Here is a 12,934-nt window from a genome sequence, read left to right on the forward strand (position 1 = left end):
TCATGCCCATCCCCGTCCTGGTCACCGCGCCGACCGTCGAGCCTATCACGCTTGGCGAGGCCAAGGCCCATCTGCGCGTTGACGGGTCCGACGACGATACCTTGATCTCCAGCCTGATCGCGGCGGCCCGGCGGCACGTGGAGGATTTGACCGGCCGCGCCCTGATCACGCAGTCGTGGCAATTGTCCTGGGACGACCGCTTCCCCGATGATTTCCGCCTGCCCAAGGGACGGCTTCAGGCGGTTGACGGAATCACCTATGTGGACGGGTCGGGCGCCACCATCACCCTTGACCAGGCGGCCTATGTGGTCGATGCCGAATCCGAGCCCGGCCGGGTCACTCCGGCCTGGGGGGCGTCCTGGCCCGCCACCCGTTGCCAGCCGGTGGCTGTCACCGTGGATTGGACCTGCGGCTACGGCGACGCCGCCGGTGATGTCCCGGCCCCGATCCGTGCCGCCATGCTGCTGCTAATCGGAACCCTCTACCGCGACCGTGAAACCGTCAATATCGGCAACGTCGTCAATGACCTGCCGACATTCGGCCTTCTGCTGTCGCCCTACCGCCTCTGGAGCTTCGGCTGATGGATGCCGGGCGTCTTGACCGCCGTGTCACCATCCAGGCGCTGACGACATCCTCCGACGCCTTGGGGGGCGTTACCGAGACATGGGCCGATCTTGCCACCGTCTGGGCGCAATTCCTGCCCGGCGCCGGAAAGGAGGCCTACAGCGCCGCCGCCGTGCATGCCGAGGCCCAGGCACGGTTTCGCATCCGTTGGCGCTCTGACGTGACGACGGTTCACCGGGTCATCTATGACGGCAAGGCCTGGGATATCCTCGCTGTCGATGAGATCGGCCGACGCGAAGGCCTGGAACTCAAGGTCAAGGCGGTGCAGTGATGGCGACCACCACCCTGTCGCGGGTTACCGGCTTGGCCGAGGCACGCAAGGCGCTCCGTCAGCTACCTGTCAATGTCGAGCGCAAGGTGCTTCGGGCCGCAACCAGATCAGGGGCTATGGTGATGCGCTCAGCCGTCAAGGCGGCTGCACCCGTCGGCGACGAACCGTCGAAGATGTCGGCACAGTACGGGTCGCTCCGCGACAATATTCGGGTCATCCGGCTAAAACTCAATATCCCAAAGGGCTCGGCAATGTACCGTGTGGATACTGGCGATGCATTTTGGGGCTATTTCATGGAGTTCGGCACAGGAATGCATTACACGGCCGGGCCAGGCCGATCAAAAGGCGCCAATGCTCGCACGCAACTTGCCGCCCGCCCTTGGTTCCGCCCCGCCGTGGATGGTGCCTTTGCCAAGGCGGTGAGCAAGATGAAGGAGCAACTTGCATCCGGCATTGCTCGCGAGGCTGAGAAGCTGGGAAGGGCGCAGAAGAAATGAGCGAAACCGCCATCCTCGCGCTGCTGAAGGCATCATCCGCCGTTACCGCCCTGGTGGGCTCTGGGTCGAGCGCCCGAATTTACGCTATGACCGCGCCGCAGCGGGTGACGGCGCCCTTTGTCACCTTTCAGCGCATCAGCGGCACCCGTTGGCGCACCATCACCGGCCCCACCGGCATGGCGCAACCGCGCATCCAGATTGACGCCTACGCAACCACCTATGCCGGGGCAAAGGCGCTGGCCACCACCATCAGGCAGGCCATTGATGGATATCGCGGCGCCATCGGTGGCGTCCGTGTCGGCGGAATCGCCCTGGTGTCGGATCAAGACCTCTATGAGGGCGACGTAAACCCGGCCCTGTACCGGGTCAGCATGGATTTCATGGTTACCCACGACGAATAACAGAACCTGCAAGATTCCCCCGCAGGTTCACCTTCCACCACAAGCCGCCGTATGGCGGCTTTTTCCATGGAGAAAGCCACGATGGCCATCGAAACCCAGGGCACCAAGCTCGGCATCCAGTCCTCCACCGGCAGCGTGTCGGTGACCTTCAACGCCACCACCCACAAGATCATCCGGGCCGCTGGCGACTGGACCGCCACCTTCGCTGTCGGCGATATTGTCACCACCAGCGATACCGACAATCCCGGTCCGTTCTTCATTTCGGCGCTGACCGCCACCGACATGACGGTGACCGGCAATGCCGAGGGCACCGTCGATGCCGACATGACCACCGACGCGGTGGCGGCGTCCTTCACCGTCACCGGCTACAAGCCGATTGGAGAAATCACCGACTTCTCTGGCCCCGGCGGTTCGGCGGCGGTGATCAACGCCTCCAGTCTGGATTCCATCCGACAGGAAAAGTTGATGGGCTTGCCCGACGAGGGCCAGATCAGCTTCAGCCTGAACTTCGTTCCCGGCAATGCCGGACAGGTGGCGTTCCGCGCCGCCCGGGCCAGCCGGGCCGAGACCAATTTCGCCCTGGTGTTCTCCGACGCCAGCGCCACGGCCCCGGCGACCAATGCGACCTTCGCTGGGTTCGCGCTGGAATTCAGCGTGGCGGGTGCGGTTGACGATAAGGTGTCGGGCTCGGCGACCATCGAGATCACCGGCGCCGTGACCTGGTCGGACGAATGATGGTGGCGAACCCGTATACCGGAGACGCGCCCATCACCGTGGACGGCCAGCGGTTGACGCTGTGCTTCGATTGGGCGGCTCTGGCTCGCATCCGGTCCGAACTCGGGGCCGAAGGCCAGGCCATGGCGCTATCCGGCGATCTTGCCGCCCTGGCCGACATGGTGGCCATCGGCCTGTCGCGCCATCACCCCGATTGGGATGACCAACGCGTCTTTGCCGCCTCGCCGCCGGTCAATCCGTCCGTCGATGCCGTTCAGGCCGCCCTGGTTGCCGCCTATTTCGGCCCCCAGGGCGCTCCGAAGGAGCCCGAACCGGCAAACCCTCCGATGCCGCCACAGACCCGATTGAGTCGGCTCTGGCGGCGGCTCACCGGGCGCGGGTAGCACCGTCGGAATTCTGGCGGATGACGCCCTATGTCCTGGGCGTCCTGGCCAAGGCCGAGGCCGATGATCGGCGGGGCAGGCAAGACCAGATGGCTTGGCATGCTTGGCATTCCGCCGCGTTTCAGCGGTGCAAGAAAATGCCGACGCTGAAGGAAGTCATGGGACAGAAGGCGCAGGGGCAAGGCGTTGAAGCGCGGCTGAAGGCCACGCTGAAGACCGCGTTCCCCATCAAGCGAAGGGCCGAACGATGAGCACCATTGCAAAAGTCGCCGTCGATCTTGAGGCGAACAGCGCGAAGTTCATGTCGAACCTCACCCGCGCCGACGCCGCCTTGGCGGCCAGCGGTCGGAAGTGGGAGCGCGACCTCGCCGCCATTGACGCGAAATTCGCTTCGCTAGGGCGCACGGTTGGAACTGTGTTCGCTGGCCTGTCTGGCGGGGTTACGGTTGGGGCGCTTTATGCGGTCAACGCCGAATTCCAGAAGCTCGGCGCCAGCCTGAAGACGGTAACCGGGTCCAGCGATGCCGCCAAAGCCGCCCTCGGATCGTTGGAGAAGTTCGCGTCCGAGACGCCGTACCAGTTGACCGAGGTCACCGACGCCTTCATCAAGCTGAAAGCCATGGGGCTTGATCCGTCAATGGATGCGCTGCGGGCTTATGGCAATACCGCATCCGCCATGAGTAAGCCGCTCAACCAGATGATCGAGGCGGTCGCCGACGCCGCAACTGGCGAGTTCGAGCGCCTCAAGGAATTTGGGATCAGGGCCAGTTCCGAGGGTGACAAGGTCAAATTCACCTTTCGGGGCGTGACGACGACGGTCCGGAAGAATGCCGCCGAAATCGAAAGCTACCTTCGCGGCCTGGGTGAGGTGGAATTCGCCGGAGCCATGGCCGAGCAGATGGCGACCCTAGGGGGACAAACCTCGAACCTCAAGGATCAGTTCGAAGCCTTGATGCGGGCCTTCGGAGAGGTCGGCGGCAACGATATCATGTCGGCTGCCATCACCGGTTTGACCGATACAATCGCCATGGCGGCCAAGGGTGTCGATGTCCTGGCCGCTGCCTTTGGCCGTCTCAACCGAACCTCGGATGAGGCCTTGTCCGCCAATAAGGCGCGTCTGGAGGAATGGATCGCCACGCTCGAAAGCATTCGCGACCGCATTCCGAAATTTCTGCGGCCGTCGGATGGATCTGATCCGCTGTTGGACGGTTACATCAAGGGGCGAAAGGAGAAGCTGGCGGGCCTGAATGCGGAAAAGGACCGGCGAGACATTGCCGCCATTCCGCGCCCCGAGCCACGGCCGACTCCCGCCGGTCCATCCGATGAGGAGGTGAAGAAGGCCGAAGCTATCAAAAAGCAGATCGCGGCGCTCCAGTTCCAGGAGGCGCAGCTTTCGCGGACGGGTCGGGAGCAGGCGATTTATGCAGCCCTCCAGACCGCCGGGGCGGATGCCACCGCCCGGCAGAAGGAACAGATCATCGCTGCAGCCGGAAGTCTTTATGACGCCACCCAGGCGGTAGCCGCGGCCAAGGAAGCCCAAGACCGCTTGAACCAGTCCGAAGCGGAAGCCTGGGACATGGCCATGCAGCAGACAGAGGCGCGGGATCGGATCGCCGCTGGCATGGAGCAGGAGATCGCCGACAACGCCAAACTTCTTGCCGCCCTCCAGGTGTCTGAGGCCGAGTATGAGCGGGTCGCCGCCATGCTGGAATTGATCAATCAGTACCGGGCGGCTGGCGTCCAGATGTCGGCCGATGAGATCGCTGCCGCCGAGGAAACCGCCAAGAAGCTGGGCGAGCAGCGTGTCCAGATGGACGGTCTCAAGGACAAGATCGAAAGCACCAAGAAGCTTGGCGCCGATCTTGGGATGACGTTCTCCAGCGCCTTTGAGGACGCCATCGTATCGGCAAAGTCGTTCTCAGAAGTATTGCAGGGACTTGCCCAGGATATCCTCCGCCTGATGATCCGGTCGCAGATCACGCAGCCTCTGGCCGCCGCCGCTCAACCGTTTTTTTCCAGCCTTCTCGGATCGATCACCAGCGGACTCGGTTTCGCCTCCGGAACCTCCAGCGCTCCGCCCGGCATGGCCTGGGTGGGAGAGCGCGGTCCTGAGCTGATCAACTTCCGGGGCGGCGAGCAGGTCTATCCTGCCATGCTGTCAAAACAGATCGCCTCCGCCTATTCCGGCCTGCCCGGGTATGCCGATGGCGCATTCTCCTTAATCGACGGCGGCCCGGTCGGCGGCGACGTGAAGGTCAACATCATCAACAACGCGGGGGACGATGTCTCAGCCCAGCGCCGCACGGCTGGCGGCGGCATGGAGATTGACGTGATGATCGATCAGGCGGTGTCGAAAAAGCTCGGCCAGCGCGGCGGCCAGAGCAATAAGGCCATGCGCCAGACCTTCGGCGCCCGCGAGCAGTTGGTGCAGCGATGACCATTCCTGCTTGGCCCGCCACCCTGCCCCAGGCGCTGCAGATCAGCGGCTACAGCGAGGCTCCGCCGGACGTTGCCATCGCGTCTCAGCCGGATATTGGCGTGGCCAAGCTGCGGCGGCGGTCATCTAACGGTCCGCGTCCGGTGCGCGGCAACATGACTCTGACCAGCGCCCAGGTCGATACGCTGCTGGATTTCTACGAGGCCGACCTGATGGGCGGCACCCTGCGGTTTTCTTGGCGCAAGCCTCGTGATCCGCTGACATCCGCCGAATACCGCTTCGTCACCCGACCCGAGCCCCAGGGCGGCGACGGGGTGTTCTCCGTCACTCTCGACCTCGAGATGTTGCCCTAGCCATGCCTCGCACCACTCTGACCACGGCCTTTCTGCGCGGCGCGTTCGCCCAGGAAACCGGCGTCTGCCCGGTGTTTCTGGTCACGATCACCCATCCTGGCCTGGATGCGCCCATCTATGTGTCATCCGATCCGACCCAGCGCCTGGACGATTCCAGCCCGACGGATATCGTTTACGGCACCATCTCGCGCGGCACCGAGTATGTCTTTTACCCCTTCACCCTGACCCTCCCGAGCGATGAGGACGAGGGGCCGGGGAACATGGTCCTCCAGATCGACAACGTGCGCCGCCAGTTGACTGCCACCATCCGCAGCATCGTCGGCCCGCCCACCATCACCACCGAAATCGTCCTGTCCGAAAGCCCCGATGATGTCGAGGCGACATGGCCTGACTTCCTGCTGGTCAACGTCTCGGTGGATGCTTCGACGATCCAGGGGACGCTGATGCTTGAGACCCTGGTGCGTGAGCCGTTCCCAGGCCTGTCTTTCACCCCCGGTTATTTCCCTGCCCTGTTCTGAGGTCGCCATGCCCTGGACCGACGATTATATCGGCCTGCCCTTCTTGGCCGATGGGCGGAGCCGTGCCGGATTGGATTGCTGGGGATTGGTGCGGCTGGTCTATTTCGACCGCCTGGGAATCGATCTGCCGTCCAAGGCCGGCATCTACCGGGATGGCAGTCGCGACACTCTGCGCGAGATCGCGGCGGCCATGGAGGCTGAGGCGGCCAAGTGGCGCCAGGTGGACGACCCTCGTGATTGTGACGTGATCCTGATGCGCTCCGGCCCCCTGCACTGCCATGTTGGCCTGTGGGTGGGCCGCAACGCCATGCTGCACATCATGGCCGGTATCGACAGCACCGTCGAGCCGATCGCCAGCCTGCGCCGCCGTAACACCGTCGTCGGATATTTCCGCCATGACTGAGCTTCAAGTCATCGCACGGCCGCATTTCCTGCGGGCCGCCCCCCGATTCCTGGGCGGTATTGAGCCCGGCCATACCCTGGCCCAGATCGTCGATGAGGCCCACCGGCGCGGCAACGTCCCCGAAACCATGCGCGGGGGCGCCGTTGTCCAGGTTAATGGCGAGATCATCCCGCCCACCATGTGGCGCAGCGTCAAGCCCAAGATCGGCGCCAACGTGGTGGTGACCGTAGCGCTGCATAACGGGGGCGGAGGTGGTGGTGGGGGCGGGAAGAACCCAATCGCCACGGTGCTGTCTATCGCCGTGATCGCGGCGGCGGTGTATTTCGCGCCCATTCTGGCGGCCGGAGTGGTCAACGGATTCGGGATGACTACTGTCATGACCGCCGCCCAGATGGCCGCTGTAGGCACCTGGACGACGGTTTTCACGGCTGGAATCGGCGCCGTCGGCATGTTTGCCGTCAACGCCATGTTCCCGGCCCGGCCGCCCTCCATGCCGTCCCTCTCCGGCGCTGGAGCGGCGTCGTCCTACAGTGATTCTCCAACCTACTCGGTCACCGGGGCGTCCAACCGCGCCAACCCGTTCGGGCCTATTTCCGCGGTGCTTGGTCGCCACAAGGGGACGCCGCCCTATGGCGCGAAGCCCTATACCGAGATCCTGGGAAACGACGAATACCTGCGGATGCTGTTCGTCTGGGGCTATGGGCCCCTCAAGATCGAGGACATCAAAATCGGCGAGACTCCGATCGCCGATTTCGAGGATGTAGAGATCGAGACGATCGAGGGCCGCGACGATGACCCGGCCATTACCCTTTACCCGGCGGCGGTGTTTCAGGATTCTATCGGCGTCACCCTGACCCAGTCTGTCGGGTGGATTCAGCGCACCAGCCACACCGGAGCCGACGAACTCAGCGTCGATATCTCGTTCCCGCGCGGCCTGACCACCTTCTCCGGCGCCAGCCGCAACCCCCGAACCGTCACGGTCGAGATAGAATATCGCGCCGTCGGCGCCGAATCTTGGACCGCCCGCCCTACCTTGACCATCACCGATCAGGTTGTAGGTACGCTTCGCAAGGGCGACCGCTGGACGGTGGCGCGCGGCCAGTACGAGGTGAGAATCCGCCGCACTACCGCCGACACCGACGACAGCCAGATCGTCGACGATACCGCATGGACGGTCCTTCGCACTTTCCGCAGCGCGCCGCCGACAAATTTCCCCTATCCGCTGGCGATGACGGCGATCCGCATTCGGGCCAGCGAGCAATTGCAGGGCGTCATTTCCGAGCTGAACGCCACGGTGACCAGCTACGCCCCCGACTGGAACGGGACGGCTTGGGTCGAGGCTGAAACGCAAAATCCGGCATCGCTGATGCGGCTTGTGCTGACCGGTCCGGCCAACGAAAGGCGGAGGACCGAGGCCCAGCTTGACGACGAGTCCTTTATAGCTTTCTGGGAATTCTGCGACGCCAACGGGTACAAATTCAACATGGTGCGGGACTTCTCTGCCTCGGTATGGGACACCTGCGCCGACATCTGTTCGGCGGCGCGCGCGTCGCCTTCGATCACGGACGGGCTGTGGAGCGTCATTTTCGACGATGCTGACAAGCCGGTGACCCAACATTTCACGCCGCGCAATTCTTGGGGGTACAAGTTCGAGCGCGTCTTGATGGATGTTCCCCACGCCTGGCGTTGCCGCTTCGTCGATGAGGACAACGGGTTTCAGCAAGACGAGCGCATCGTCTACGACGACGGCTATGACGAGAGTAACGCGACCAAGTTCGAGGGGATCGAATTCCCCGGCGTCACCAACCGTGACCTCATCTGGAAGCACGGGCGGTTTCACATCGCCCAAGCCCGCCTCCGCCCTGAAATCCACAGCTTCTATGCCGACTTCGAACACCTTGTTTGCCGCCGTGGCGACCTGATCCGGGTCGGGCACGATGTCCCGATGTGGGGCAGCGCCTGGGGTCGGGTCAAGTCGCTGGTGGTGGACGGCTCCAACACGACCGGCGTGATCCTGGATGAAGCGGTGACCATGGAAACCGGAGTCGCCTACGCATGCCGGTTCCGCCTTGAGGATGGCTCTGGCCTGTCTACCTCCCTGGTCACTATCGAGGGAGAGGGCCCTGAGATCGAGTTCTTGATCCCCATCCCGACGGCAAGTGGGCCGCAGGTCGGCGACCTCGCGATGTTCGGGGAAGCTGATCGGGAGACGGAAGAGCTGATTGTTCGGGCCATCCGGCCCGGGCCCGACCTCACCGCTATCATCGAATGCGTGGAAAAGGCCGCGGCGATCTATGCCGCCGACACCGGCGCCATACCGGCGTTCACCCCAAACATTACCGTCGGAGCTGATCCCACTCGCCTCAAGCCTCCGGCTCCTTCCATCGTCGGCGTTCAGTCCGGCACCTCGGCCCTTCAGGTCGGGTCGGACGGGTCTTTCGCATCCAGAATCCTGGTCAGTCTGCAGCCCGGCGCCGGAACGCCTCGCACGGCCTCCTACGTGGTTCGGTCCCGCCCCGTCGGGTCGTCGGTCTGGCAGATCGTCGAGCAGTCCGCCAGCCAAGGGACCGTGGCCATTTCAGGAGTGGCAGACGGATTTTTGTACGAAATCCAGGCCCAGGCAATCAGCGTCTATGGCGTGGCCGGGGCGTGGTCTGACGTGGTCACCGAAACGGTGGTTGGTCAGTCCGAGCTTCCAGACAACCCGACCGGATTCCGGGTCAACATCATCGACGGCACCGCCCACCTTGACTGGACGGCAGGAACCGCCATCGACATCTCACACGCCCGGCTTCGCTATTCACCCGAGCTGAGTGGCGCTACCTGGGCCGCATCGGTGGATGTGATCGAGCGAATCCCCCGTGCCGCCACGTCGGTTACCGCCCCGGCCATGGCGGGGACCTATCTGCTGAAATTCGTGGATCACGCTGGCAACGAAAGCGAGATGGCAGCGGCGGCGATCACAAACGTCACCACCATTCAGGGTCTGAACTTTATCCAGTCCGTCAATCAGGAAAGCCCGAGCTTCACCGGGGTTGGTGACGGGGTATCCTACAGCGCTGCCTATGACGGCCTGATGCTGGCCCCGGCGGGCGATCTCTACGGCGCCGCTGATCTCTATGACGTTCCCGATCTGCTGATGTATGGCGGGTTGGCGACCGAGGGGACCTATGTCCTGGACGACACCATTGACCTGGGCGGCGTCTTCACCTCCCGTGTCACGGCGGCGCTGACCGTCGCGGGCCTGAACGTCACCAGTGACCTGTATGCGTTCGAGGATTTGTATTCTCCCGCCAACCTCTACGGCGTGACCGATGGCCAGTATTCGGCCTCGCTGGAGATCAGCGTCACTGCCGACGATCCTGGAGCGTCGCCAACATGGGGTGACTGGCAGCCGTTCCTGGTTGGGGACTACACCGGCAGGGCGTTCCGGTTCCGGATTCGCCTGACCGGCACGGCGCCATCGATCACGCCGCTGCTGACCCGCGTCTATGTCGAGATCGACATGCCGGATCGGACGGTCGGATTTACGGCCTCCGTCGGCACCGGCGGCGCGCACGTAACCTTCGGCCCGGCCTTTTTCGTCACCCCATCCATTGGGCTGTCGGTTTCCGACGGACAGGAGGGGGACGCCTACACCATCACCGGCTTGGCCGAGGACGGTTTCAATATCGCATTCACCAACAGCGGAAGCCCGGTTGCGCGAACCATCTCGGGAATCGCTCAAGCCTATGGAGCCAAGGCAGCATGAGCCAAGTCGATGAATTTGCCATCAACGGGGTATCGCCGTTGTCCATGGCGACCCTGGAGGCGCGTCTGGACGCGCTGTTCGGCGCTGCGGTGTCCTATAATCGCGGAACCACGGCGCCCTCCAATCCGTTCGAGGGCATGTTGTGGTGGGATTCATCCGCTGCGCCGGACGTCCTCAAGCGTTATACGGTGGCCGCTGGATGGATATCAATCCTCACCATCAACATTACAACCGGCGCCATCGCGTTTGCTGGGTTGGGGGTCGGTTCCGACGTCCAGGCCCACGACGCCGATCTCGACTGGCTGTCTGCCAACCTCACCGCCGCTGGCAAGGCCCTGCTCGATGATGCCGACGCGGCGGCGCAACTGTTGACGCTGGGCGCCGCCCCCGCCAGTCATACACATGCCAGTTCCGGCATCACCGACTTCACCGAAGCGACCCAGGACGTGGTCGGCGCCATGGTGGCGGCGGCGGGGGGCAGCTACAACGACGGCGCCGGGACCATAGCCTTTCCGGCGGGCGGCGGGTCGCTCACCTTTATAGACTCTGCAACGGCGTCAAGTTCCGCGTCTGTTGACATCCCGTCCGGTCTATCAAGCACCTATGACGCCTACCTCGTTGTGTTCGAAAATATCCTGCCAGCAACGGACGGCGCCATACTTCGCATGCGCATGTACAGCGGTGGGGCATTCGTAACCACCAACTACAATTGGTCGGCAGCCAATTGGGGTATCGGTAGCACGCGCATAGCAGACGGAGCATCCGACACTGCGACTTACATCCAGTACGGGCGGAAATCCAAAGAACACGTCAATTGGCGGAATCAATGGGCGGGCAATGTTCTTCGTTCCGTCCAATACTTCGGTGCACAAGCATGTGTCTGGAGAGATTACCTATGTCGGGACGACATACAGCCGAGTAGTCAGAGCGCAATTTGAAGCAACGCTTAAGCAAACGGCCGCCATCACGGGATTCCAGATATTCTTTTCGGCTGGGAGTGTCGCGAGTGGGACCGTCCGTCTTTATGGTTTTGCGAAATCCTGAGGTGAAAAATGACTATGTACCGCGCCACCCCTGACGGGCCTGTCGAGTTGACCGCCGCCGAGATCGCTGAGATGGAGGCCCGCGAGGCCGCTTGGGCAGCCGGTCAGGCCGAACGCGACCGCCTCGCCCATAACGCCCCCATCCTGGCCGAGATCGCCGCCCTGGACGCCAGGCGGGTCCGCCCGGCCGCCGAGGTGGCCTTGGCCCTGGCCAGCGGTAACCCGCCCGCCGAGGCCGACCTGGACCGGCTGGCGAGCCTGACCGCCGCCATCACCGGCTTGCGGGGACAACTGCAGACCTGATCCAATCGTCACCGTCGCCTGACCACCGGCCGCCTTGGGCGGCTTTTTTCATACCTGAAAGGACACGCCCTTGGCATTCGAGGCTTTGGCCGCAGACGGCCCCAACTACGACCAGGCCGTCGGCGCCGCCCAGGCGGTGGCCACCAAGGGCTTTGATATCCTCCCCGGGCTTCATCCAGCGGCGCAGGCCATAGGGATGACGGCGCTGGGACTGTGCAGCCTGGCCGTGGTGGTGATGGTCGGCCTGATCCTGCGGGATCGGTTGGGCGGGGGTGCTGGTGGTGACCACCCTCCAGACGCCTGCCCGCCTCCGGGTGGCTGCCCCGAGATATCGCATCTCTCTGCCAAAATGGACAGTTTGACCGCCGAAATGAGGGCTGATCGGGAGGAGAGGCGGGATCACCGTCAAGACATCAGGGACTCGGTCACCCGCATCCATCAGCGCCTGGACGACACGGTCACCCGTGACGAGCTGGGGCACGTCCTGACCCTGTCGCAGCATGCTCAGGAGGAGATGACGCGCGGATTGGCCGCCCTGACCGGCATCGCCGAATCCATCCGTTCCACCGCCACGGCGCCCCGCCGCCGGGCGCCTCCCAAGCGAAAGGCATCCGCATCATGATCGATTTCCATGGCCCGGCCACCAGACTTGGCCCGTCCGATATTCTTGCCACCGCTTCCGCCCTGGGGGTCAGCCCGGCGGCGGTGCGCGCCGTCTGTTCCGTCGAGTCCAGCGGCGGCGGGTTTTTGCCCGATGGGCGTCCCAAGATCCTGTTCGAGGCTCACATATTCCATCGCCTGACGGGTGGCCAGTTCGCCGCCCTGCACCCCAACATCTCATCGGCCAAGTGGGACCGGTCGCTCTATGGCCGCTCCGGCGCCCATCAGTATGACCGCCTCGCCGAGGCCATGGCGCTGGACGTCGATGCCTCCATCAAGTCGGCATCATGGGGGATGTTCCAGATTCTCGGGCGCTATCACGAGCAATGCGGCTTCGCCCGGGCGGTTGATTTCGCCCTTGCCATGGCCAGTGGAGAGCCCGCCCAGCTTAAGGCCTTCGCCGATTTCGTCACGGCCGATCCTCAAATGCTGGCCGCCCTGCGTCATCTGGACTGGACGGGATTCGCCCGACGCTACAACGGCCCGGGATTCGCCGCCAACAACTATCACATCAAGCTGGCCGACGCCTATGCGCTGGCCGTCATGGAGGCATGA

At 63.8% G+C, this 12,934-nt stretch carries 16 protein-coding genes; all 16 read left to right on the plus strand.

Annotated features, from left to right (window positions below):
• Nucleotides 1-2: 2 nt before the first annotated feature.
• The 16 genes from A6A04_RS03435 (at nt 3) to A6A04_RS03510 (ending at nt 12,934) form a co-directional block, all read left to right on the plus strand.
• Nucleotides 3-581, plus strand: coding sequence for a head-tail connector protein (locus A6A04_RS03435; RefSeq protein WP_068489933.1), 579 nt, complete (start codon nt 3-5; stop codon nt 579-581).
• Nucleotides 581-895, plus strand: coding sequence for a phage head closure protein (locus A6A04_RS03440; protein WP_068489936.1), 315 nt, complete (start codon nt 581-583; stop codon nt 893-895). The genes A6A04_RS03435 and A6A04_RS03440 overlap by 1 nt, the downstream gene beginning before the upstream one ends.
• On the plus strand, nt 895-1,392 hold the full coding sequence (locus tag A6A04_RS03445; RefSeq protein WP_068489937.1) for an HK97-gp10 family putative phage morphogenesis protein: 498 nt from the start codon (nt 895-897) through the stop codon (nt 1,390-1,392). The genes A6A04_RS03440 and A6A04_RS03445 overlap by 1 nt, the downstream gene beginning before the upstream one ends.
• On the plus strand, nt 1,389-1,793 hold the full coding sequence (locus A6A04_RS03450; RefSeq protein WP_068489940.1) for a DUF3168 domain-containing protein: 405 nt from the start codon (nt 1,389-1,391) through the stop codon (nt 1,791-1,793). Before A6A04_RS03445 ends, A6A04_RS03450 begins: the two co-directional genes overlap by 4 nt.
• Before the next feature lie 81 nt (nt 1,794-1,874).
• Nucleotides 1,875-2,528, plus strand: a complete 654-nt coding sequence (locus A6A04_RS03455) for a phage tail tube protein (RefSeq protein WP_068489942.1) — start codon at nt 1,875-1,877, stop codon at nt 2,526-2,528.
• Complete coding sequence (locus A6A04_RS03460; RefSeq protein ID WP_068489944.1) at nt 2,525-2,911, plus strand: hypothetical protein; 387 nt, start codon at nt 2,525-2,527, stop codon at nt 2,909-2,911. Before A6A04_RS03455 ends, A6A04_RS03460 begins: the two co-directional genes overlap by 4 nt.
• A gap of 20 nt (nt 2,912-2,931) precedes the next feature.
• Nucleotides 2,932-3,162 carry a hypothetical protein gene (locus A6A04_RS03465; protein WP_068489946.1) on the plus strand — a complete coding sequence of 77 codons (231 nt, stop codon included), beginning with the start codon at nt 2,932-2,934 and terminating at the stop codon, nt 3,160-3,162.
• Nucleotides 3,159-5,348, plus strand: coding sequence for a tape measure protein (locus A6A04_RS03470; RefSeq protein ID WP_068489948.1), 2,190 nt, complete (start codon nt 3,159-3,161; stop codon nt 5,346-5,348). The genes A6A04_RS03465 and A6A04_RS03470 overlap by 4 nt, the downstream gene beginning before the upstream one ends.
• Nucleotides 5,345-5,701, plus strand: coding sequence for a hypothetical protein (locus A6A04_RS03475; RefSeq protein WP_068489950.1), 357 nt, complete (start codon nt 5,345-5,347; stop codon nt 5,699-5,701). The genes A6A04_RS03470 and A6A04_RS03475 overlap by 4 nt, the downstream gene beginning before the upstream one ends.
• A gap of 2 nt (nt 5,702-5,703) precedes the next feature.
• Entirely contained in the window at nt 5,704-6,219 is a 516-nt protein-coding gene (locus A6A04_RS03480; protein ID WP_068489953.1) for a DUF1833 family protein, read from the plus strand.
• 7 nt (nt 6,220-6,226) lie between these two features.
• Nucleotides 6,227-6,622, plus strand: coding sequence for an NlpC/P60 family protein (locus A6A04_RS03485; protein ID WP_068489954.1), 396 nt, complete (start codon nt 6,227-6,229; stop codon nt 6,620-6,622).
• Nucleotides 6,615-10,373 (plus strand): host specificity factor TipJ family phage tail protein, encoded by a 3,759-nt coding sequence (locus tag A6A04_RS03490; protein ID WP_068489956.1) that lies wholly within the window; start codon nt 6,615-6,617, stop codon nt 10,371-10,373. Before A6A04_RS03485 ends, A6A04_RS03490 begins: the two co-directional genes overlap by 8 nt.
• The gene (locus tag A6A04_RS03495) at nt 10,370-11,311 is read left to right on the plus strand and encodes a hypothetical protein (protein WP_068489957.1); all 942 of its coding nucleotides are present in this window, start codon (nt 10,370-10,372) and stop codon (nt 11,309-11,311) included. The genes A6A04_RS03490 and A6A04_RS03495 overlap by 4 nt, the downstream gene beginning before the upstream one ends.
• A 114-nt stretch (nt 11,312-11,425) precedes the next feature.
• Complete coding sequence (locus tag A6A04_RS03500) at nt 11,426-11,719, plus strand: hypothetical protein (RefSeq protein ID WP_156612453.1); 294 nt, start codon at nt 11,426-11,428, stop codon at nt 11,717-11,719.
• Nucleotides 11,720-11,789: 70 nt separating this feature from the next.
• Nucleotides 11,790-12,341 carry a hypothetical protein gene (locus A6A04_RS03505; protein WP_068489961.1) on the plus strand — a complete coding sequence of 184 codons (552 nt, stop codon included), beginning with the start codon at nt 11,790-11,792 and terminating at the stop codon, nt 12,339-12,341.
• Nucleotides 12,338-12,934 (plus strand): N-acetylmuramidase family protein, encoded by a 597-nt coding sequence (locus A6A04_RS03510; protein ID WP_082914663.1) that lies wholly within the window; start codon nt 12,338-12,340, stop codon nt 12,932-12,934. Before A6A04_RS03505 ends, A6A04_RS03510 begins: the two co-directional genes overlap by 4 nt.

Source organism: Paramagnetospirillum marisnigri (assembly GCF_001650715.1).
Classification (GTDB): domain Bacteria; phylum Pseudomonadota; class Alphaproteobacteria; order Rhodospirillales; family Magnetospirillaceae; genus Phaeospirillum; species Phaeospirillum marisnigri.

Coding starts and splice junctions, on each gene's coding strand:
- A6A04_RS03435 (WP_068489933.1), top strand. CDS start 3: ATGCCCATCCCCGTCCTGGTCACCGCGCCGACCGTCGAGCCTATCACG.
- A6A04_RS03440 (WP_068489936.1), top strand. CDS start 581: ATGGATGCCGGGCGTCTTGACCGCCGTGTCACCATCCAGGCGCTGACG.
- A6A04_RS03445 (WP_068489937.1), top strand. CDS start 895: ATGGCGACCACCACCCTGTCGCGGGTTACCGGCTTGGCCGAGGCACGC.
- A6A04_RS03450 (WP_068489940.1), top strand. CDS start 1,389: ATGAGCGAAACCGCCATCCTCGCGCTGCTGAAGGCATCATCCGCCGTT.
- A6A04_RS03455 (WP_068489942.1), top strand. CDS start 1,875: ATGGCCATCGAAACCCAGGGCACCAAGCTCGGCATCCAGTCCTCCACC.
- A6A04_RS03460 (WP_068489944.1), top strand. CDS start 2,525: ATGATGGTGGCGAACCCGTATACCGGAGACGCGCCCATCACCGTGGAC.
- A6A04_RS03465 (WP_068489946.1), top strand. CDS start 2,932: ATGACGCCCTATGTCCTGGGCGTCCTGGCCAAGGCCGAGGCCGATGAT.
- A6A04_RS03470 (WP_068489948.1), top strand. CDS start 3,159: ATGAGCACCATTGCAAAAGTCGCCGTCGATCTTGAGGCGAACAGCGCG.
- A6A04_RS03475 (WP_068489950.1), top strand. CDS start 5,345: ATGACCATTCCTGCTTGGCCCGCCACCCTGCCCCAGGCGCTGCAGATC.
- A6A04_RS03480 (WP_068489953.1), top strand. CDS start 5,704: ATGCCTCGCACCACTCTGACCACGGCCTTTCTGCGCGGCGCGTTCGCC.
- A6A04_RS03485 (WP_068489954.1), top strand. CDS start 6,227: ATGCCCTGGACCGACGATTATATCGGCCTGCCCTTCTTGGCCGATGGG.
- A6A04_RS03490 (WP_068489956.1), top strand. CDS start 6,615: ATGACTGAGCTTCAAGTCATCGCACGGCCGCATTTCCTGCGGGCCGCC.
- A6A04_RS03495 (WP_068489957.1), top strand. CDS start 10,370: ATGAGCCAAGTCGATGAATTTGCCATCAACGGGGTATCGCCGTTGTCC.
- A6A04_RS03500 (WP_156612453.1), top strand. CDS start 11,426: ATGACTATGTACCGCGCCACCCCTGACGGGCCTGTCGAGTTGACCGCC.
- A6A04_RS03510 (WP_082914663.1), top strand. CDS start 12,338: ATGATCGATTTCCATGGCCCGGCCACCAGACTTGGCCCGTCCGATATT.